The sequence below is a fragment of the Limosilactobacillus ingluviei DSM 15946 genome, assembly GCF_001435775.1.
Classification (GTDB): Bacteria; Bacillota; Bacilli; order Lactobacillales; family Lactobacillaceae; genus Limosilactobacillus; species Limosilactobacillus ingluviei.
This window is the reverse complement of record NZ_AZFK01000076.1, coordinates 34,249-53,582: the sequence shown is the minus strand read 5'-3', so window position 1 is coordinate 53,582 and position 19,334 is coordinate 34,249. Positions and strand designations below refer to the sequence as shown.

Below are 19,334 nucleotides of genomic sequence, written 5' to 3'. Positions count from 1 at the left end.
TTAGTCAATTTGCTTGCCTGACTTCTTGGCAATCCGAACCTTCTTGCCATCAACCACTTGGAAGCCAACCCGAGTTGGTTCGTTGGTGGATGGGTCAATCAACATCACGTTTGAAGCTTGAATTGGAGCTTCGGTGTCCACGATGCCGCCGTTAGGGTTCATGCTGGTTGGCTTTTGGTGCTTCTTAATCATGTTAACACCTTCAACGATCACGCGGTTTTCCTTTGCCAAGGTCTTCTTGATCGTGCCTTCCTTGCCCTTATCCTTACCGGTGATGACGCGAACCTTGTCACCTGTCTTTAAAAACATGTGGTAGTGCACCTCCTTATTTTCGGTAATCTTACAGAACTTCTGGGGCCAGTGAGACGATCTTCATGTAGTCGTCATCACGTAACTCACGAGCGATTGGGCCAAAAATACGGGTACCCTTTGGGCTCTTGTCGTTGTTGATCAAAACAGCTGCGTTTTCATCAAACTTGATGTAAGAACCATCCTTCCGGTGCAGACCGTGCTTAGTCCGTACGACAACTGCCTTTACAACGTCACCCTTTTTGACAACGCCACCTGGTGTTGCTTGTTTTACAGTAGCAACAATAATATCACCAATATTACCGGTCTTAACCCGAGAACCACCCAAAATCTTGATAACCAAGATTTCGCGGGCACCAGAGTTATCAGCGACCTTCAACCGACTTTCTTGTTGAATCACGGTTAATGTCCTCCTTCCATCTCTAAGTAAGAATTAAGAATACGAATGTGGTTAAGGTTTACAGGATAACGGCCTTTTCAACAACCTTAACAAGACGGAAACGCTTCTTTGCGGACAATGGCCGCGTTTCCATAATTTGAACGGTGTCACCTACGTGAGCTTCGTTGTTTTCATCGTGGGCGTAGAACTTCTTGGAGTACTTAACCCGCTTGCCGTAAATTGGAGCACTCTTGTAAGTGTCAATTACGACAGTAATCGTCTTGTCCATCTTGTCAGAAACGACACGACCTTGGTACACCTTACGTGCATTACGTTCGTCACTCATGCGCTAATCCTCCTTTTCGTATTCTTATTTGTTTAATTCTTGTTGGCGAAGAACCGTCTTAACCCGTGCAATATCCTTGCGAACGCTCTTAAGGCTTGCAGTGTTTTCCAACTGGCCGGTTGCTAATTGGAAACGTAAGTTAAACAATTGTTCCTTCAATTCCTTTTCCCGGTTCAGCAATTGCTCAGTGGTTAATCCATTCAGTTCTTGTACAAAATCTTTAGTCTTCATTAGATTGTCCACCTACTTCCTCACGCTTTAAAATCTTAGTGCGAACTGGCAGCTTTTGACCGGCAAGGCGAAGGGCTTCGCGGGCAACTTCTTCAGGCACCCCGGCAACTTCAAACATAACCTTACCGCGCTTAACTGGGGCAACCCAACCTTCGGGAGCACCCTTACCATTACCCATCCGGACACCAACACCCTTGCTAGTGTATGAAAGGTGTGGGAAGATCTTGATCCAAACCTTACCACCACGCTTCATGTGACGGGTCATTGCAATACGAGCAGCTTCGATCTGACGGTTAGAAATCCAGTGGGAATCCAACGCTTGCAGACCAAATTCACCAAAGCTAACGGTCTTGCCACCCTTAGCTTCACCACGCATGTGGCCACGTTGAACCTTACGGTGCTTTACACGCTTTGGTACTAACATGTCTTACTTCCCTCCATTCTTCTTTTCTGGCAGAACTTCACCGCGGTAGATCCAGGTCTTGATCCCGAGTTGACCGTAAGTGGTCCGGGCTTCATCCCAGGAGTAGTCGATGTCGGCACGCAGGGTGTGCAGCGGAACCGTCCCTTCAGAGTAGGATTCGATCCGTGACATATCTGCCCCGTTCAAACGCCCAGCAACTTGGATCTTGATCCCCTTAGCACCGGCCCGCATAGCGCGTTGGATAGCACCGCGCATTGCCCGCCGGAAGGCGATCCGGTTTTCAAGTTGTTCAGCAACGTTAACCCCAACCAAGTGAGCATCTAAGTCAGGCTTCTTGATTTCGATTACGTTGATGTGAACCCGCTTGCCAGTTAACTTGTTCAGTTCCAAGCGAAGTGCTTCAACTTCTGAACCACCCTTACCGATGACCATCCCTGGCCGTGCAGTGTGAATTGAAACGTTGACGCGGTTAGCAGCCCGTTCAATTTCGATGGTTGACACAGAGGCATCAGCAAGTCGCTTTTCGATGTATTGACGGATCCGGAGGTCTTCGTTCAAGTAAGCAGCGTAGTTCTTGTCTGCATACCACTTAGCAGTCCATGGACGAATGACCCCAACACGGAAACCATTAGGATTAATCTTTTGACCCACTATTCATTCCTCCTATTTTTCTGTAACAACCACTGTGATGTGACTGGTCCGCTTGTTGATTGGTGAAGCAGAACCCTTGGCACGAGGACGGAACCGCTTTAAGGTTGGTCCTTCGTTGGCAAAGGCTTCGCTAACAACCAATGAAGCCCGATCCAGGTCAAAGTTGTTTTCAGCGTTTGCAACAGCAGATTTTAATACTTTTTCGACGTCTGAAGCAGCACCGTTTGGAGTGAACTTCAGAATAGCAAAGGCTTCAGCAACCGTCTTGTTGCGAATCGTGTCCAAGACAAGGCGTACCTTGCGGGCAGAGATCCGAACCATCTTGGCAGTTGCCTTAGCTGAAGTAACGTTTTCAGCCATTTCTCAATTCCCTCCTTACTTCTTCTTACCAGTCTTCTTGTCGTCAGATGCATGACCATGGAAAGTCCGCGTTGGCACAAATTCACCAAGCTTGTGACCGACCATGTCTTCTTGTACGTACACTGGGACGTGCTTGCGACCATCATAAACTGCAAAGGTTAAACCAATGAAGCTTGGGTAAATGGTAGAGCGACGTGACCAGGTCTTGATGACCGTCTTCTTTTCACTGTCAGCTTGTGCTTCAACCTTCTTTAACAGGTGAGCATCAGCGAACGGTCCCTTTTTCAAACTACGAGCCATTTTTGTACCTCCTCTCGGGTAAGTTTAGATATTAACGAGTGTGTGGACCACGCTTGCGACCACGAACGATGAACTTGTTGGAACGAGCCTTGTGTGAACGAGTCTTCTTACCAACAGTCTTCTTACCCCATGGAGACAGTGGTGATGGTAAACCAACTGGTGCCTTACCTTCCCCACCACCGTGTGGGTGGTCGTTAGGGTTCATTACAGAACCACGAACGTGTGGCCGTTGACCAGCGTAACGTGACCGACCGGCCTTCCCCTTGATCAAGAGGGCGTGTTCGTCGTTCCCCATTGCCCCGATCGTTGCCCGGCAAGCAGCCAGGATCATCCGAACTTCACCAGATGAGAGGCGAACCAATACGTACTTTTCTTCCTTACCCAACAGTTGAGCAGAAGTCCCAGCGGCCCGGGTTAATTGACCACCCTTGCCTGGCTTCAATTCAATGTTGTGAATAACAGTCCCAACTGGGATGTTCTTCAGTGGCAGCGTGTTACCAACCTTGATGTCGGCTTCTGGACCGGATTGAACCGTCATCCCAACCTTAAGCCCCTTTGGTGCCAAGATGTAGGACTTGATCCCGTCAGCGTAGACGATCAATGCGATGTTAGCAGTCCGGTTTGGATCGTATTCGATTGCCTTAACCGTTGCTGGAACATCATCCTTGATCCGCTTGAAGTCGATGATCCGGTATTGACGCTTCGTCCCACCACCACGGTGACGAACAGTCATGTGACCGTAGTTGTTACGACCAGCAGTGTGCTTTAATGGTGCCAGTAATGACTTTTCCGGAGTCGTCTTCGTGATTTCAGCGAAGTCGTATCCGTTCATATTCCGGCGACCATTAGTGGTCCCTTTGTACTTACGAATTCCCACTGTGTTTTCCTCCTAACCTTTAAAAATTATTCGTTGTCATCGCTGAACAACTTGATTTCGTTGGAATCAGCGGACAGCGTAACGATGGCCTTGCGACGGCGCTTCGTGTAGCCGACAAACCGGCCTTGGCGCTTTTGCTTGCCCTTAACGTTCATGATGTTAACCTTCACAACCTTTACATCGAAGATTTCTTCGACCGCATTCTTAACTTGCGTCTTGGTTGCTCGTAAGTCAACGTCGAAAGTGTAGCGCTTAGCGTCCATGGCAGCAGTTGATGCTTCCGTAATTACAGGACGTAAAATGATGTCGCGTGCTTCCATTATGCGAGCACCTCCTCTACTTGAGAAAGAGCTGACTTAGTGATGACGATCTTTTGAGCATCGACAACGTTCAAGATGTTAACCCCGGCTGGAGTAACCACCGTCACGTTAGCCAAGTTCCGTGCAGACAGAGCTGCAAACTTGTCATCGTCAGTTACAACGATCAGCGTCTTTTCGTTGACGTTTAAGTTGTTTAATACACCGGCGAATTCCTTCGTCTTTGGTGCGTCAAAGTTCAACCCATCAACAACTACAAAGCTGTTAGCAGCTACCTTTTCCGTCAAAGCAGACTTGATAGCCAGTTGGCGAACCTTGCGTGGCAGCCGGTAGTTGTAGGAACGAGGGGTTGGGCCAAAGACGATCCCACCACCACGGAATTGTGGGGCGCGAATGGAACCTTGCCGAGCCCGACCAGTCCCCTTTTGCCGCCATGGCTTCTTACCACCACCGCGAACGGCAGAGCGGTTCTTAACGGCGTGAGTCCCTTGGCGCAACGAAGCGCGTTGGCGAAGAATAGCTTCGTATTCTGCGTTTTGGTTAACTTCAACCGCGAAGATCGCATCGTTTAATTCAACAGTACCGTTTTGGCTACCGTCTTGGTTGTATAATGCAACGCTAGTCATATCTTAACTTCCTCCTTTCTTAGTTGTTGTGTTGCTTGCTAAGGCTCTTCTTCGTGTTTGCCTTAACCGAGTTCTTAATCGTTACGTAGGACTTGTTTGCGCCTGGTACGTTCCCCTTGATCAACAGAACGTTGTTTTCCAAGTCAACCTTAACAACCTTCAAGTGTTGCATCGTCCGAGTGTTGTTACCCATCCGACCTGGCAACTTCTTACCCTTGAAGACGTGGTTGATGATCGCACCCAAGGAACCAGGACGCCGGTGGTAACGGGAACCGTGTGCCATAGGCCCACGCCGTTGACCATCTTTGTGAATGTTACCTTGGTAACCATGACCCTTAGTGACACCCGTAACGTCGACCGTTTCGCCTTCTGCGAATACGTCCGCCTTGATTTCGTCACCAACTTTGATGTCGTCTCCTAATTCTGCGTCGCGGATTTCACCGATGAAGCGCTTAGGATTCGTGTTAGCTTTTGCTACATGACCTTGTTCGGCCTTGTTGCTCAAGATTTCGCGCTTGTCATCGAAACCAAGTTGAACGGCGTTGTAACCGTCGTTTTCAACCGTCTTGACTTGCAGAACAACGTTTGGCGTTACATCAATAACAGTAACTGGAACCAATTCACCGTTGTCAGTGAAGACTTGAGTCATGCCGACCTTTTTACCTAAGATTCCCTTGGTCATGAGTACACCTCCAATTTAATTTGATTTTAGTTTATTTAATGTAGTTACGTTTAAAATTAAAGCTTGATTTCAATGTCAACACCACTTGGCAAGTCGAGCTTCATCAAAGCATCAACCGTCTTTGGCGTTGGGTCGATAATGTCGATCAACCGCTTGTGGGTCCGCATTTCAAATTGTTCCCGAGACTTCTTGAACTTGTGTGGTGAACGGATAACCGTGTAGAGAGTCCGTTCAGTAGGAAGCGGGATAGGACCTGAAATTTGAGCACCAGTCCGCTTTGCAGTTTCAACAATCTTGTCAGCTGATTCATCCAAAACGCGGTGTTCGTAAGCCTTTAAACGAATACGAATCTTTTGTTTTGCCATTGTATTCCCTCCTTCGTCAGATTTGAAATTTGACTAGCTCCGTGGAAATTACCGCCACATCCTGTGGCAAAGCAACCGGGTGTGTCGCAACCTTCCACTTCATTGCTTGACCAGCTAAACCGTTGGGGGAGTGGCTTTCTCGCCCCGGTCGTTCAGCACTTTTTCTATAATACTAGAAAGGGCGCGGGAGATCAAGGTTTTTTCGTCAAAAAAGTAAAAAACCGGTTTCGTGTCACTTAACCGCACAAAAAAGCAGGCCCCGGTTGGCCAACCGGCTAACCAAGCCCTGCTTAAAGCAAACTTCTACATATTATATGCACTTCACTATTGCAACTAAAGAGAACGCGCATAGGCTTCATCGTAGTCCTTGGTGCCCACAAAGACTTCGTGCGTGTATGGGTTGATCCCCAATTGCTTAGCCCGTTTAATGATGATCCCCAAGACGATCACGTTGACTGCCAAGGCAATGATCGCAATCACACCCATCGCCACCGGATCTGCCGCCCCTGGGTGCACCGCCGCATTCATCACGCCATCGCGGTACAGGACGGGCAAAACGGCAAATTTCCCGGTATCTTGGAACAGCGGGAAGACTTGAGCAAACATACACCAAATCGATAAAGTAAAGGCCCGGTTTTGAATCCAGCCCCCCTTGTTCCAAAACGCCGCGGCAAAGGTTGGCGCCAGCAACAGGGCAACCCCACAGTACCAAGCGTGGGTTGGCAAGTTGGCGTACGTGTACTCAAAGTTCCACAGATCATAAGCTAAGATAAACAGCCAGGTCATATCAGGCCACAACATATCTTGTTGATTCTTGGAAGAATAAATCGCCCACCAACCAGTCATACAGAAGATGTTTAAAATTCCCGCCAGACCATTGACGATGTTCCACCAGCCGCCATAGAGCCAGACGCCTTCAGAGGACAGCCACCATTGCGATTGGCCGTGTGCCAAGTGCATCAAGCCAGTGATGGCAGATTGGAAGTCACTCCCAACGGCAATTAAGATGTTGATCGCCACGATGACAAACGGGAAGCACTTAAACCAATGCGCTTTGCCCAACCACCAATCGTACTTTAACATCATAAATCCGATACAACCGGCCGTGGCTGCGTACAGTTTAGCATAGTGGAACCAACTGTTCATATGCACATAGGTTTGGTTGTGCAAAGCCCAACTTTGCCCCTGGGCGGCACAAACATAAATCGTAATAAAATAAACCGAAAGAATGGCTGGCAACACCAGGAAGAAGAAAATCCCCCCAGCCTTTGAGCGCCGCGCAATTTCATTGGCTAGTACCAAACCAACAAAGACCATCAACCAACCACAAAATTGCCACAGGGCCCCATCGCCATACACTTGGAATAACATTTTACTCACCCCTCCCCGTTTGTAAGCGTTTTCTTTATACTTATATTATAACAAACGTTAATTTGCGACGCGCGCTCTAATCGGCTACATTCGTCCTCAAGCAGAACAGATTAGAATTTTAATTTCAAATCGGGATAGACTTTGAACCACCCGCCAAGCGCGGTATAATAAAACCAACTTTTGCAACCGATTTCAAAGGAAGGTGTACGCAATGAGGATTAAACCTGTTACATTTGGTAAATCAGAAGTGGTCGCTAATCCGCTCGGCCTGGGAACCAATGCGGTCGGGGGGCATAATCTTTTTCACGCCCTTGACGACCACGCCGGTAAGCAACTGGTCGACGCGGCCATCGCCAATGGGATTAATTTATTAGATACTGCCTATGTTTATGGCTTAGGGCACTCCGAAGAATTGATTGGCGAAGTCATCCAACATCATCACCGCCCAGACTTGGTGATCGCTACCAAAGGGGCGCATGATTTCTCCAGCGGTGAAGAAGTCATCAATAATGACCCCGCCTTTTTGACCGCCCAAGTTGAAGCCAGCTTACGGCGACTGCAAACTGATTACTTGGATATCTACTATATTCACTTCCCTGATCATGACACCCCCAAAGCCGAAGCCGTGGGGGCTTTGCAACGCTTAAAAGAGCAAGGAAAAATCCGGGCGATCGGGGTCTCCAACTTCAGTTTGGCCCAAATTAAAGCCGCCAACGCCGATGGTTATGTCGACGTGGTAGAAGACGAGTTTAGCCTCTTGCACCAAGACCACCTGACTGATGGTCTGCTCGATTACTTGCATGACCACCAGATCAGCTTCGTGCCATACTTCCCCCTGGCGTCTGGTTTGCTGACCGGGAAGTATGATCACCTGGTGGAATTTCCGGCCGATGACATTCGCAGCCAGATTGCTGACTTTAAGGAGCCCCGCTTCAGCCAGATTTTAGCGGCAGTGGAGCAAGTCCGGCCAATTGCCGCGGCCCACAACGCCACCGTCACCCAGGTCATCTTGGCTTGGTACTTGCAAAACCCATTGATCAGCGCCGTGATTCCCGGGGCCAAACGAGCTCAGCAAGTCGAGGCCAACGCCCAAGCAATGAACGTTGCCTTAAGCGACGCCGAGTACCAGACGATTACTGCCGCCTTCAAGGGCTTCCAGGCCACCCGGGCGGGCAAGTCGCTTCAGGATCCCGATTAACACACAAAAAGAAGTTGGGAAAAAAGTCTTAAAAATTCAAAAGCGCTAGAAACCACGTTACTGAAAACGTTGATTTCTAGCGCTTTTTTTGTTGCTACTTGCTAAGATTTAGCCGAAAAGATAGTTTCTTAGGTTGTTTTCTATGCGATCAGATCAATAAATTATTGCACCGTCACACTCTTCGCTAAGTTCCGCGGCTTATCAACATCCAAGCCCTTACCCAAGCTGGTGTAGTAGGCCAACAGTTGCGCTGGTACGACACTTAAGAGCGGGGCAATCATTGGATCAACATCCGGCAAGATGATCGCATCGTCTTCCTTGGCTAAGTGGCGCGCAGCGATCGTTAAGACATTGGCCCCCCGGGCCGCCGTTTCTTCTAAGTTGCTCCGGGTCAAGCCGGCCGTACGGTCCTGGGTGATAATCCCGACCACCGGCGTGTCCTTTTCAATCAAAGCAATCGTCCCGTGCTTTAATTCGCCCGAGGCAAAGCCTTCTGCTTGCACGTAGGAGATTTCCTTTAACTTCAGCGCCGCTTCCAGGGAAACCGCCCAGTCAATCCCCCGCCCAATGTAAAAGGCATTGCGTGGCTTAGCCAGTGCATTGGCCGCAATTGCTTCAATCTCTTCCTTGCTGTCAACCAAGGCTTGCATCCCATTGGCAACCTTGGCCAATTCATCCTTGATATCAAAGCTTTGGGCCGCTTGATTACCCACAAATTCACCTAAGGCCTTGGCTAAGATCGCTTGGACCGCCACTTGGGCCGTGTAGGCCTTGGTGGAGGCCACGGCAATTTCTGGCCCCGCGTACAACAAGAGGGTGTGGGTAGCTTCCCGGGACAGGGTCGACTTATCAACATTGGTAATCGTCAGGCTTGGCCAATGATTTTCGTTGACGTGCACCAGCACTTCCCGGCTGTCCGCCGTTTCCCCACTTTGGGAAAGGAAAATAAAAAAGGGGTTATCACTCAACAGAGGTTGTTCATAAGCAAATTCGGATGAAATGTGAACCGTCGTTGGGACTTGTGCCAACCGTTCAAACAAGCGGGCCCCAATCAAGCCAGCGTGGTAGCTGGTCCCCGCCCCAATAATGTAGAGGTGGTCGGCAGCCTTCATTTGGGCCAACAGTTCGGTATTGATTTGAGGTTGGCCATCCGCCCCCAGGTATTCTTGAACCAGGCGCCGCATTACCGCTGGTTGTTCATCAATTTCCTTGAGCATGTAGAAGGGGTAAGCGCCCTTGTCGGCCGCATCCGGATCCATGTCGACCGTAAAGGTATCCCGGTGCTTTTCTTCATTCGTGAAACTTTCAATCGTCACGTGATCAGGCTTGACGATGACCAATTCATGGTCTTCGATTTCCATGAATTCATTAGTTTGCTTCAACATCGAAATCGCATCGGACCCCACCATGTTGTAACCTTGGCCAATCCCGACCAAGAGCGGACTCTTATTCTTGGCCACGTACAAGGTATCTGGTTGTTCGCGGTCCATCAGGGCAAACGCGTACGAAGAATCCCGCGAGATCAAACGCAAAACCTTTAACAGGGCCGCCTTGGTATCCATTTCGTAGGCGGTCACAAACTTGTCTACCAATTGGACAATGACTTCGGTGTCAGTTTGGCTCTTAAATTGAACATCACTTAAGTATTCTGCTTTAAGATCCTTGTAGTTTTCAATCACCCCGTTGTGAACCAAGTAGAAGCGTTGGTCCGCCGAGTATTGCGGGTGCGCATTGGCTTGGTTCGGTTCCCCGTGGGTGGCCCACCGGGTATGCCCAATTCCGGCTAAGCCTTGTACTTCAGGCGTTAAGGCCCCTTCCAAGTTGGCAATCCGCCCCGCGCGCTTAATCAAAAAATCATGTCCTGCTTGATCGTTAACGTAAATCCCAGCGGAATCATACCCCCGGTATTCCAAGCGCTTTAAACCATCAATCAGGATGGCGACTGACTTATCAGTCCCCGTAACCCCAACAATTCCACACATAATGCTTTTCCATCCTTTTCTATTGGTATAGATCAGTGCTCCAAACCAATTTGTTTAATTTAATCCACTAACTCTTAGTATATTAGTGGGTTTATTAACGCTTGTCAAATATTCTCCCTCTAATTGGTCTAGCGATGAATGGTCAGGTGGTCTAGGCGCTTGCCCACGAAAAAAGCGGGAAGGCCACTGCCTTTCCCGCCACATCGGATGGTTTTATTTAAATTCAGCTTCAGCGACCGCCGCAATCCGGCTGACGTAGTCGTGCACCAATTCCTTGGTTGGCGCTTCGGCCATGATCCGCAAGAGCGGTTCCGTCCCGCTTGGCCGCACCAAAATCCGGCCGTCACCGTTCATTTCCGTTTCCACTTCGGCGATAATCGCTTGCAATTGGGGATTGGTCATTGCCGCTTCCTTATCCGCGACCGTGATGTTGACCAATTCTTGCGGATAAGTGGTCACCTCGGCCGCTAAGTCCTTGAGCGTCCGCCCCGTGGACTTAACCACTTGCAGCAATTGCAAGGCCGTTAGCATCCCATCCCCCGTCGTATTGTGATCCAAGAAGATAATGTGACCGGATTGTTCGCCCCCGAGGTTGTAGCCGTGCTTGAGCATTTCTTCGACCACGTAGCGATCCCCCACCTTGGTCTTGACGCTCTTCATGCCGTGCGCTTCCAGTGCCTTGTACATCCCCAAGTTGCTCATGACCGTTGTAACGACCGTATCTTGCTTTAAGCGGCCGTTTTCTTCCATGTTCTTGCCGCAAATGTACATGATCTTGTCACCATCAACCAGCTTGCCTTCGTGGTCAACGGCAATACACCGGTCGCCATCCCCATCAAAGGCAATCCCCAGATCAGCTTGGTGTTCAACCACGGCGGCTTGTAAGCTGGCCGGGTGCGTTGAACCACAATCTAAGTTCGTATTCAAACCATCTGGTTGATCATGAATCGGAATCAAGTCAACATTTAGGTCAGCAAATAAATTGGCAATAAAGCCGCTCGTTGCCCCATTTGCCGCATCAACGACCACCTTTAACCCGGTCAGATCCGTAGCAATCGTTTGTTCCAAGAAGGACGTATACTTTAAGGCGCCTTCTTTATAATCATCCACGACCCCCAACCCGGCCGCGGCGGGACGGGGCAGTTCATCGGTGGGCGCATCCAAGAGCTGTTCAATTTCGTATTCTAATTCATCAGAAAGTTTGAAACCGTCACTCCCAAAGTACTTGATCCCGTTATATTCAATCGGGTTGTGCGAGGCCGTAATCATCACCCCAGCATCCGCTTCTTGGGCCCGGACCAAATAAGCTACCCCCGGGGTCGTCACCACCCCTAAGCGCAAGACTTCAATTCCAACCGACAAAAGTCCAGCAATCAGGGCACTTTCCAACATCTCCCCCGAAACCCGGGTATCCCGCGAGACTAAGACCTGGGGCCGTTTTCGATCAGAGTGCCGCGTCAGGACGTACCCCCCGGCACGCCCCACCCGAAAGGCCAATTCCGGACTTAATTCTTGGTTTGCAACCCCGCGAACCCCGTCGGTCCCAAAATATTTTAACTTCATTACGAATTTCCTCCAATTCAGCCCCCGCCAAACGACCGGCGGGGCAATTTAATTATTCTTCACTGTTGCTGCTGGCTTTAACGCTCGAACTAGTCTGCGCCTTACTGGTTTGGGTCTGATCAGCCGCGGCTGGGTCGGCCGCCGAACTGGCCGACGCCGAGGTCTCACTGGCCGCCTGGCTGCTGGTGCTGGTTTCACTGGCCGCCTTGCCCGCGTCAATCGGGACCGTCACGTTCAGGGTACTTGGCATGACGACCACGTTAACCGTCCGCCCGCGGCGGTCAATCGCCTGCAAGGTCACCTGGCGATGCAAATCACTGGTAGCATCCTTAGGCACATTCACCATGGCAATCACCTTGACCACCCGTTTAACCTCGCTTTTGGCCCCGGTGACTTGCACGGTATTCAAAGCGGCCTTGGGAGTGCCAACCCGATAGTTGCCATTCACCGTCTTGGCACTCAAGCGCACCTCGACTGGTTTGACCGTCGTCGTGCGCGGTTGAATGTTCACATCGATCGTTGTCGGATTAATCGTGGCGCGCAGCTCGGCGTTTAAGCCCGAAGTCTTCAATTTCACGGTATGCTTGCCACTGCCCAGCTCCCGCAGGTTGGCGTACACCTTAAAGTTTTGGGTATTGGTCGTCGTCGTCACCAACGCAGCTGGCCCACTGATTTTGACCTTCACGTATTGGGGATACCCCGAAACCACGTAACGCTGACTGTCAACCGTCAAATCCAACGGCATCTTCATCGTGACGGTCTTATTAGACATTAACGCCGTCGTATTGCCATCCCGTGTTGTTTGCCGCAAAAAGCCATCCTTGCTGCCATTGACGTACATAAACAGCACTAAGGCCAAAATCAAGGAAATAATGCGGTAAAACCAGGTGCTGTTAAAAAAGCCCTTTTCTTGCTGTTTCACTTGCCAACCCCCTTGATGCGCGTCAACAAATCCGTCAATAAATTGCGGTTGCCAGCCTCTTCTTTATATAATTGCGCCCGCAAAAACTTCAAATAATTCTTTTGGGACATGTTGCGCAACAACTCATTATCCTTGGTCAGAGAAACTTCCCCGGTCTCTTCGGAGATTACAATCGTCAACGCATCCGTCACTTCGGAAATTCCCACGGCCGCCCGGTGACGCGTCCCGAGCTCCTTAGGAATCAGTTTACTGTCCGAAAGCGGTAGGTAGGCCGCCGCCACGGCCACCCGATTGTTTTTGATGATCACGGCCCCGTCATGCAACGGCGTATTCGGAATAAAGGTATTGATCAGCAGGGCCCCGGTGATTTCGGCATCCAGGGGAATCCCGGTCTCAATGTATTCCTCTAAGCCGGTCTCCATTTGAATCGCAATCAACGCCCCAATCCGCCGCTTGGACATGTACTGAATCGCTTGATCCAATTGCTTGATCATTTCTTCTTCAGCTTGGTTGGCGACCCGGTTGCGCGTCAACATCGTGCCCCGCCCCAGGTGCTCCAGCCCCCGCCGAATTTCGGGCTGGAAGATAATTACCATCGCAATTACCCCCCAGTTGATCACTTGGTCCATTACCCACGACACCGTTGATAAGCCCACGTACCACGAAATCAACTTGATGACGATAATAATCAAAATCCCTTTGAAGAGTTGCACCGCGCGGGTCCCCTTCAACAGCACCATCAATTCATAGATGACCAGCCAAATCACTAAAATATCAATCAGGCTGATTAAGTTTCGCCACGTGAGGAGTGTCGCAATCCAATCCATTCCACATTCCTCCCTGCTTAATTGTCTGCCCCATTATAGCACTTTTATTGGCCGGGCCAAACTGGGCTAATCACGACCGATAATCCGGACTTCCGTTTCCAAGTCCACGCCAAACTTGGCCTTCACGGTCGCTTGCACATGCCGAATCACCGCTAAGTAATCCGTGGCCGTCCCGTTCCCAATGTTGACAATAAAGCCCGCGTGCTTGGTGGAGACTTGCGCGCCCCCCACCGTGTAACCTTGCAAGCCGGCATCATGAATCAATTTTCCAGCAAAGTAACCCGTCGGGCGCTTAAAGACACTCCCACATGAAGGCAATTCCAACGGTTGCTTGGCCGCGCGCCGCGCATTCAGGTCGTCCATTTCGGCCTTGATCTGGTCAAAGTCCCCCGGCGTCAGTTGGAAATCAGCCGCCAAGACGACCAAGTTGTCGTCTTGCACCGCACTGTGCCGGTAGCCAAAGTCCAGTTCTTGGTTGGACAGGGTCTTGATTTCGCCGGCCGGAGTCAGGACCGTGGCTGACTTCACCACGTGCTTGGTTTCGCCGCCATACGCCCCGGCATTCATAAAGATGGCGCCCCCGACACTGCCGGGAATCCCGGCCGCAAATTCCAGGCCACTCAAATGATGGTCCCGCGCCACGATCGTCGTATCAATGTAAGCCGCCCCGGCTTGGGCCGTGACGATCGTATCATGAACTTCAATGTGCTTCATCTTGGTTAAAATCATGACCAACCCAGCAATCCCGCCGTCCTTGACGATTAAGTTGCTGGCGTTGCCCAACACCGTTAATGGAATCTGGTGGTCATGGACATAAGTCACAATTGCTTGCACTTGGGCCACTGTTTCCGGGAACACCAGCCAGTCCGCCGGGCCCCCCGTCTTGGTGTGCGTGTACTTGGCCAACGGTTCATTGGCCAATAAGGTCAAGCCCGCAAAAGTGTCTGCCGTTAATTGATAAGTCATGTCTCATTAATTCCTTTCTGTCTGTCACTACCCGCACAGGGCAGGATAAGTTTAACCGTTTCATTATATACCATTGCATCCGGTTTGCACTGGTCGGCACCGATGCTTTATTATTAAATTAACGCAATAAAAACGGAGGCGCCCACATGAATTTTATCGCCATTGATTTTGAAACCGCGTCCGGCAAGCGGTTCAGTGCCTGTTCCTTGGCCCTAACCGTGGTCCGGGACAGTCAAATTACGGATCAATTCTATACCTTGATCAACCCGCAAACGCCTTTTTTCTGGCGGAACGTGCAAATCCACGGCATCCATGAACAGGACGTGGCCAATGCGCCGACTTTTCCCGCGGTGTGGGAACACATCCACTCCTTTTTTACCCCGGAAAAACTAGTCGTTGCCCACAACGCCAGCTTTGATAACAGTGTCTTAAAGAACACGTTGGCCCATTATAACCTGGCTCCGGCGCAATACCTGACCTTGGATACATTGCGGACCAGCCAGGCCCTGTATCCAGAGCTGACCAACCACAAGCTCAATACGGTGGCCGATGCCTTGCAAATCGAATTGCACCATCATCATAACGCCTTAGATGATGCCCAAGCCTGTGCCAATATTTTATTAACCCAGGCGCGGCAATTTGGCCCCAAAAAATTAACCCCCTTTATCAAGCCGGTTCACTAAAACAAGAGTAGCGCTGGAAGGCCGCCCCTCCCAGCGCTACTCTTTTTTAAGGATAAACCATCTTGGTGGCCGGCTTGACCTGCCCATCGGCCGCCGGTTCCAGCAGGGTCCCGACCGTCTGAAAGCCAATATCTTGGTACAGCTTTTTCCCCCAGATATTATGATCAAACACCGTCAACATCAATTGGTCCAAGGTACTGTAATTTTCAAACCAGTACTGACCTTCTTCCATCAGCAAGCGGCCAATCCCTTGGTGCCAGTATCGTTTGGCAATTACCAGCCCCATTTCACCGACCCCTGGCGTGGCGGCTAGATTCATGATGGTTAACACCCCGACGATTTCTGGCCCCAAGCAGGCCAATAAAATCAAACAATCGTCGCGATCTGCCACCGCACTTAGCCGCACCGCTTCTTCAGCGACCGTGACGCGGTCCAAGCCGGGCAGCAAAATTGCGTCACTTTCCGGAGCAACGCCTTGCAAAAAGGCCAATAAGGCCGCCGCATCCGCGCGTTGTGCCAGGCGCATCGTGATTTCTGCTTCAGCCATGGAGCCATTCCTCCACCACGTGGGTCAGGCGCGTGCCATGGGGAACCACCGTTAACCGCCGCTCATTTTCCGTCGCAGTCCGGGTAAAGGTCAGGGATAAGTATTCGGTTGGCAATTCATCGGCCACAAATTGGGCCCACTCAACCACGCTGATTCCATCCCCATCAAAGTACTCTTCTAAGCCCAAGTCCTGGCCACCGCCCGCTTCCAAGCGGTAAACGTCCATGTGGTAAAGCGGCAAGCGGCCGCCTTGGTACTCACGAATGATGGTAAAGGTCGGACTCTTGATCATCTGTTGGATCCCCAGCCCGGCGGCCAACCCCTTCGTAAAGGTTGTTTTGCCCGCCCCCAGGTCACCATTTAAGACCAAAACGTCCCCAGCTTGCAACAGCGGGGCCAAACGGCGACCCAAGGCCATGGTTGCTTCCCGATTTGCTAATGCGATCTTCACGCCCGTCACCCTACTTAACCTGGGCCGCCGTAATCAAAGCGACCTTGTAGACGTCTTCTTCACTCGTGCCCCGGGAAAGGTCGGCAATTGGGGCGTTTAACCCTTGCAAAATTGGGCCCACGGCTTCAAAACCACCAAACCGTTGGGCAATCTTGTAACCAATGTTCCCCGCTTCCAGACTTGGGAAGACAAAGACGTTGGCGTGACCGGCAACCTTGGAACCAGGCGCCTTGAGGGCCCCCACTTCCGGAACAAAGGCCGCATCAAATTGTAATTCCCCGTCCACCGCTAAGGTTGGGGCTTGGGCTTGCACGAGCTTCGTGGCTTCGGCGACCTTGGTTACCATCTCACCCTTGGCTGATCCCTTGGTCGAGAAGGACAGCATCGCTACCTTCGGGTCTAAGCCGAAGAGTTCCGCCGTTTCCGCACTTTGTAAGGCCACCGCCGCCATCGTTTCCGCATCCAATTCGATGTTGATGGCACAGTCGGCAAAGATGTAGCGTTCTTCACCCTTTTGCATGATAAAGGCCCCCGAAATCCGCTTTTGGCCGGGCTTGGTCTTAATAATTTGTAAGGCCGGGCGTACCGTGGCCCCCGTTGAGTGAACCGCCCCTGAGACCATCCCGTCAACTTTGCCTAAGTAAACGAGCATCGTCCCAAAGTACGAAACGTCGGTCAACATTTGGTCAACTTCTTCCGGCGTGTTCTTCCCCTTGCGCCGTTCCAACAGGGCATCATGCATGGCTTGCTTGTCAGCCGCCGGGTAGGTCGCGGGATCCAAGATTTCAATCCCGCTTAAATCAAAGTTGTTTTCACTGGCCACTTGCTTCAGCTCAGCTTGGCTCCCCAATAAGACCGGGTCCACGACTCCATCGGCCTTCAGCCGCACGGCCGCCCCCATAATCCGCTTGTCACTACCTTCCGGGAAAACGATCCGCCGGCCTTGGCCCTTTAAATCTTGTGCTAACTTTTCAAAAATATCCATTGCAAAGACTCCTTTTCTTCCTACGCTTCACCATCAACGGTCGCTGGCAACTGCCAATCAATTGGCGTTTCTCCCATCGCCACCAAGGCTTGATTAGTCCTTGAGAACGGTCGTGAACCAAAGAAGCCCCGGTAGGCTGACAGGGGACTGGGGTGGGCAGATTCCAAAACCAGATTCGTGTCCAAATCAATCAACTGCTTCTTGCGTTGGGCTGCCTTCCCCCACAGGATGAAGACGACGGGTTGCGGCCGTTTGGACAAGGCCATAATTGCCGCATCGGTCAGCGCTTCCCACCCCTTACCTTGGTGCGAGTAGGCTTGACCGGCCCGGACCGTCAACACCGAGTTCAAAAGCAAGACCCCCTGCTCAGCCCACTTTTTTAAGTAACCGTGGTTGACCGGGGGATAGCCCAAGTCCGCTTGCAGCTCCTTATAAATATTTTGTAAGGACGGCGGAATCGCCACCCCCGGCAAGACGGAAAAGCTTAACCCGTGCGCCTGGTGCGGACCGTGGTACGGGTCTTGGCCCAAGATCACTACCTTAACCTGCGAAAACGGGGTCCACTCAAACGCCGTAAAAATGTGATGCATTTCCGGATAAATCGTCTGAGTGGTGTACTCGTGAACCAAAAAATCATGCAAATGTTGATAAGTTGGACTTTCAAATTGGGGCGCCAAGACGGGCCACCAATCATTATGAATCAATTGTTTCAAAATCATGCACCTCGCTTTTAATTTTAGCATACTTCTGCGCGGGACGGGAGAAAAGATGAAACCGCTGACAGGCTGTTCAAAATCAGCGGACACTGATAAAATACAAGGTAATCAGCCAATGAAAGGAGGCACTCCCGTGCGAACGCTCTACATGCGGGATCACGCTACTGATCGTCAACCAGCCACGGTGATTCACGATGAAAACAACCAAGCCGCCTACCTCTTAGCCGGTAAATGGGGCTTGCGGCAAGATGCCCTCTCCTTGTACAACATGCGCGGCGATCTGCTCGCCGAAGTCAGCCAACTGTCATTAGGGCTCTTGCCCAAGTTCGCCCTCTATGTCAACCACCAAAAAGTCGGCGTCGTTGGCAAATCCCTGGGCTTTGTGCGGGAAGTCGTCTACATCCGGGGCTTGAATTGGGTCATTGTCGGCAATGCCCTCACCAATCACTACCGCGTCTTCAAGGGCAGCCACCAGGTCTTTGCCATGGAACCCGCCGCTGAGACCGGTGCCTCTTTTTTGGCCATTACGATTAACCACCCCCAAGACGAACCCTTGGCAATCCTAGTGGCGTGCGTCTTGAACCACTGGGCCAAACGGCCGGATCCCCAGCCATTGCGCCGCAAATTCAAGTGGCGCCCCCAAGCTGAACCAGGCCTGTCAATGGGCACGACCCTCCGTGACTGTCACTGGCAAAAATTACACTAACTTAAACAACGGCGATTTCTCGAACTTGGAGAAATCGCCGTTGTTTGGTTAGTAATGCTTTAAAACGCGCTCGATTTGGCGTTCTTGTTCCCGCCGCTTGATATCATTGCGCTTATCGTACTCATGCTTCCCCTTGGCGACCCCTAACAAGACCTTGGCAAAGCCGTGCTTAAGGTACATCTTTAATGGCACTAAGGTCACTCCTTTAGTGGTGAGCGTTGCCCGCAGCTTTTGCAGCTCTTTTTTGTGCAACAAAAGTTTCCGGTTGCGCAAGGGATCGTGGTTAAAAACATTCCCATTGCTATACTCGTTAATGTGGACGTTCATCAGCCACAGCTCGCCGTTATGAAACTGGGCGTAGCCGTCCTTAAGTTGGACCCGCCGGGCCCGGACCGACTTGATCTCCGTCCCGGTTAGGACCAAGCCGGCTTCGTACGTCGCCGTGATCGCGTAATCATGGCGGGCCTTTTTATTTTGGGCCACTAAATTGGCATCTAACGCGGCTTTTTTCTTTTGAGCCATCGCTGAAACCTCCTTTCAACGTTGCAAG

General features: G+C 51.0%; 27 protein-coding genes. 3 read left to right on the top strand and 24 right to left on the bottom strand.

Translation table 11 applies throughout. The features are described 5' to 3' along the window. From rplX to FC43_RS07655, 14 genes are all read right to left on the bottom strand, one after another. Window positions 1-309 carry a 50S ribosomal protein L24 gene (gene rplX / locus FC43_RS07720; protein ID WP_019206038.1) on the bottom strand — a complete coding sequence of 103 codons (309 nt, stop codon included), beginning with the start codon at window positions 307-309 and terminating at the stop codon, window positions 1-3. Between the two features lie 31 nt (window positions 310-340). Further along, window positions 341-709, bottom strand: coding sequence for a 50S ribosomal protein L14 (rplN, locus tag FC43_RS07715; RefSeq protein ID WP_019206039.1), 369 nt, complete (start codon window positions 707-709; stop codon window positions 341-343). A 58-nt stretch (window positions 710-767) separates the two neighbouring features. Further along, on the bottom strand, window positions 768-1,034 hold the full coding sequence (rpsQ, locus tag FC43_RS07710) for a 30S ribosomal protein S17 (RefSeq protein ID WP_019206040.1): 267 nt from the start codon (window positions 1,032-1,034) through the stop codon (window positions 768-770). A 24-nt stretch (window positions 1,035-1,058) separates the two neighbouring features. Beyond that, entirely contained in the window at window positions 1,059-1,265 is a 207-nt protein-coding gene (rpmC, locus tag FC43_RS07705) for a 50S ribosomal protein L29 (RefSeq protein ID WP_019206041.1), read from the bottom strand. Beyond that, window positions 1,255-1,689 (bottom strand): 50S ribosomal protein L16, encoded by a 435-nt coding sequence (rplP, locus tag FC43_RS07700; RefSeq protein WP_019206042.1) that lies wholly within the window; start codon window positions 1,687-1,689, stop codon window positions 1,255-1,257. The genes rpmC and rplP overlap by 11 nt, the downstream gene beginning before the upstream one ends. A gap of 3 nt (window positions 1,690-1,692) precedes the next feature. Then, window positions 1,693-2,340 (bottom strand): 30S ribosomal protein S3, encoded by a 648-nt coding sequence (gene rpsC / locus FC43_RS07695; protein WP_019206043.1) that lies wholly within the window; start codon window positions 2,338-2,340, stop codon window positions 1,693-1,695. Between the two features lie 12 nt (window positions 2,341-2,352). After that, the gene (gene rplV / locus FC43_RS07690) at window positions 2,353-2,700 is read right to left on the bottom strand and encodes a 50S ribosomal protein L22 (RefSeq protein ID WP_019206044.1); all 348 of its coding nucleotides are present in this window, start codon (window positions 2,698-2,700) and stop codon (window positions 2,353-2,355) included. Window positions 2,701-2,715: 15 nt separating this feature from the next. Beyond that, entirely contained in the window at window positions 2,716-3,000 is a 285-nt protein-coding gene (gene rpsS / locus FC43_RS07685) for a 30S ribosomal protein S19 (protein WP_019206045.1), read from the bottom strand. 31 nt (window positions 3,001-3,031) lie between these two features. Further along, window positions 3,032-3,877 carry a 50S ribosomal protein L2 gene (gene rplB / locus FC43_RS07680; RefSeq protein ID WP_019206046.1) on the bottom strand — a complete coding sequence of 282 codons (846 nt, stop codon included), beginning with the start codon at window positions 3,875-3,877 and terminating at the stop codon, window positions 3,032-3,034. A 26-nt stretch (window positions 3,878-3,903) separates the two neighbouring features. Continuing rightward, window positions 3,904-4,197 (bottom strand): 50S ribosomal protein L23, encoded by a 294-nt coding sequence (rplW, locus tag FC43_RS07675; RefSeq protein WP_019206047.1) that lies wholly within the window; start codon window positions 4,195-4,197, stop codon window positions 3,904-3,906. After that, window positions 4,197-4,820, bottom strand: coding sequence for a 50S ribosomal protein L4 (gene rplD, locus FC43_RS07670; protein WP_019206048.1), 624 nt, complete (start codon window positions 4,818-4,820; stop codon window positions 4,197-4,199). The genes rplW and rplD overlap by 1 nt, the downstream gene beginning before the upstream one ends. 19 nt (window positions 4,821-4,839) lie before the next feature. Further along, window positions 4,840-5,502 (bottom strand): 50S ribosomal protein L3, encoded by a 663-nt coding sequence (rplC, locus tag FC43_RS07665; protein WP_019206049.1) that lies wholly within the window; start codon window positions 5,500-5,502, stop codon window positions 4,840-4,842. Between the two features lie 56 nt (window positions 5,503-5,558). Continuing rightward, a complete protein-coding gene (rpsJ, locus tag FC43_RS07660; protein ID WP_019206050.1) occupies window positions 5,559-5,867 on the bottom strand; it encodes a 30S ribosomal protein S10 in 309 nt (102 codons plus the stop codon). A gap of 333 nt (window positions 5,868-6,200) precedes the next feature. Further along, window positions 6,201-7,238 carry a DUF5692 family protein gene (locus FC43_RS07655; protein ID WP_056955259.1) on the bottom strand — a complete coding sequence of 346 codons (1,038 nt, stop codon included), beginning with the start codon at window positions 7,236-7,238 and terminating at the stop codon, window positions 6,201-6,203. 211 nt (window positions 7,239-7,449) lie between these two features. Between FC43_RS07655 and FC43_RS07650 the strand changes: the two genes are divergently transcribed. Continuing rightward, the gene (locus FC43_RS07650) at window positions 7,450-8,436 is read left to right on the top strand and encodes an aldo/keto reductase (RefSeq protein WP_056955258.1); all 987 of its coding nucleotides are present in this window, start codon (window positions 7,450-7,452) and stop codon (window positions 8,434-8,436) included. 161 nt (window positions 8,437-8,597) lie between these two features. On the opposite strand, the gene glmS is transcribed toward FC43_RS07650, so the two are convergent. The 5 genes from glmS to murB form a co-directional block, all read right to left on the bottom strand. After that, on the bottom strand, window positions 8,598-10,418 hold the full coding sequence (glmS, locus tag FC43_RS07645) for a glutamine--fructose-6-phosphate transaminase (isomerizing) (RefSeq protein ID WP_056955257.1): 1,821 nt from the start codon (window positions 10,416-10,418) through the stop codon (window positions 8,598-8,600). Window positions 10,419-10,631: 213 nt separating this feature from the next. After that, the gene (gene glmM / locus FC43_RS07640; protein ID WP_056955256.1) at window positions 10,632-11,981 is read right to left on the bottom strand and encodes a phosphoglucosamine mutase; all 1,350 of its coding nucleotides are present in this window, start codon (window positions 11,979-11,981) and stop codon (window positions 10,632-10,634) included. Window positions 11,982-12,033: 52 nt separating this feature from the next. Then, window positions 12,034-12,903 carry a CdaR family protein gene (locus tag FC43_RS07635; protein ID WP_056955255.1) on the bottom strand — a complete coding sequence of 290 codons (870 nt, stop codon included), beginning with the start codon at window positions 12,901-12,903 and terminating at the stop codon, window positions 12,034-12,036. Then, entirely contained in the window at window positions 12,900-13,730 is an 831-nt protein-coding gene (gene cdaA, locus FC43_RS07630) for a diadenylate cyclase CdaA (protein ID WP_056955254.1), read from the bottom strand. Before cdaA ends, FC43_RS07635 begins: the two co-directional genes overlap by 4 nt. 66 nt (window positions 13,731-13,796) lie before the next feature. Then, a complete protein-coding gene (murB, locus tag FC43_RS07625; RefSeq protein WP_056955253.1) occupies window positions 13,797-14,696 on the bottom strand; it encodes a UDP-N-acetylmuramate dehydrogenase in 900 nt (299 codons plus the stop codon). 146 nt (window positions 14,697-14,842) lie between these two features. On the opposite strand from murB, the gene FC43_RS07620 reads away from it, so the two are divergent. Next, entirely contained in the window at window positions 14,843-15,379 is a 537-nt protein-coding gene (locus tag FC43_RS07620; protein ID WP_056955252.1) for a 3'-5' exonuclease, read from the top strand. 46 nt (window positions 15,380-15,425) lie between these two features. Here FC43_RS07620 and FC43_RS07615 read toward each other — a convergent pair whose 3' ends face one another. From FC43_RS07615 to FC43_RS07600, 4 genes are read right to left on the bottom strand one after another with little or no spacing between them, the layout of a single operon-like run. Further along, on the bottom strand, window positions 15,426-15,926 hold the full coding sequence (locus FC43_RS07615; RefSeq protein WP_019206060.1) for a GNAT family N-acetyltransferase: 501 nt from the start codon (window positions 15,924-15,926) through the stop codon (window positions 15,426-15,428). Then, window positions 15,919-16,377, bottom strand: a complete 459-nt coding sequence (tsaE, locus tag FC43_RS07610) for a tRNA (adenosine(37)-N6)-threonylcarbamoyltransferase complex ATPase subunit type 1 TsaE (protein WP_082611487.1) — start codon at window positions 16,375-16,377, stop codon at window positions 15,919-15,921. Before tsaE ends, FC43_RS07615 begins: the two co-directional genes overlap by 8 nt. Window positions 16,378-16,387: 10 nt before the next feature. Then, window positions 16,388-17,362: a phosphate acetyltransferase gene (gene pta / locus FC43_RS07605; RefSeq protein WP_056955251.1), complete on the bottom strand. Its 975-nt coding sequence runs from the start codon at window positions 17,360-17,362 to the stop codon at window positions 16,388-16,390. A 20-nt stretch (window positions 17,363-17,382) separates the two neighbouring features. Next, entirely contained in the window at window positions 17,383-18,075 is a 693-nt protein-coding gene (locus tag FC43_RS07600; RefSeq protein WP_040469956.1) for a uracil-DNA glycosylase, read from the bottom strand. Between the two features lie 136 nt (window positions 18,076-18,211). Between FC43_RS07600 and FC43_RS07595 the strand changes: the two genes are divergently transcribed. Continuing rightward, window positions 18,212-18,784, top strand: coding sequence for an LURP-one-related/scramblase family protein (locus FC43_RS07595; RefSeq protein WP_191976438.1), 573 nt, complete (start codon window positions 18,212-18,214; stop codon window positions 18,782-18,784). A gap of 48 nt (window positions 18,785-18,832) precedes the next feature. Here the strand turns inward: FC43_RS07595 and smpB are convergent, their stop codons facing one another. Then, on the bottom strand, window positions 18,833-19,306 hold the full coding sequence (gene smpB, locus FC43_RS07590; protein WP_019206065.1) for an SsrA-binding protein SmpB: 474 nt from the start codon (window positions 19,304-19,306) through the stop codon (window positions 18,833-18,835). Window positions 19,307-19,334 lie beyond the last annotated feature (28 nt).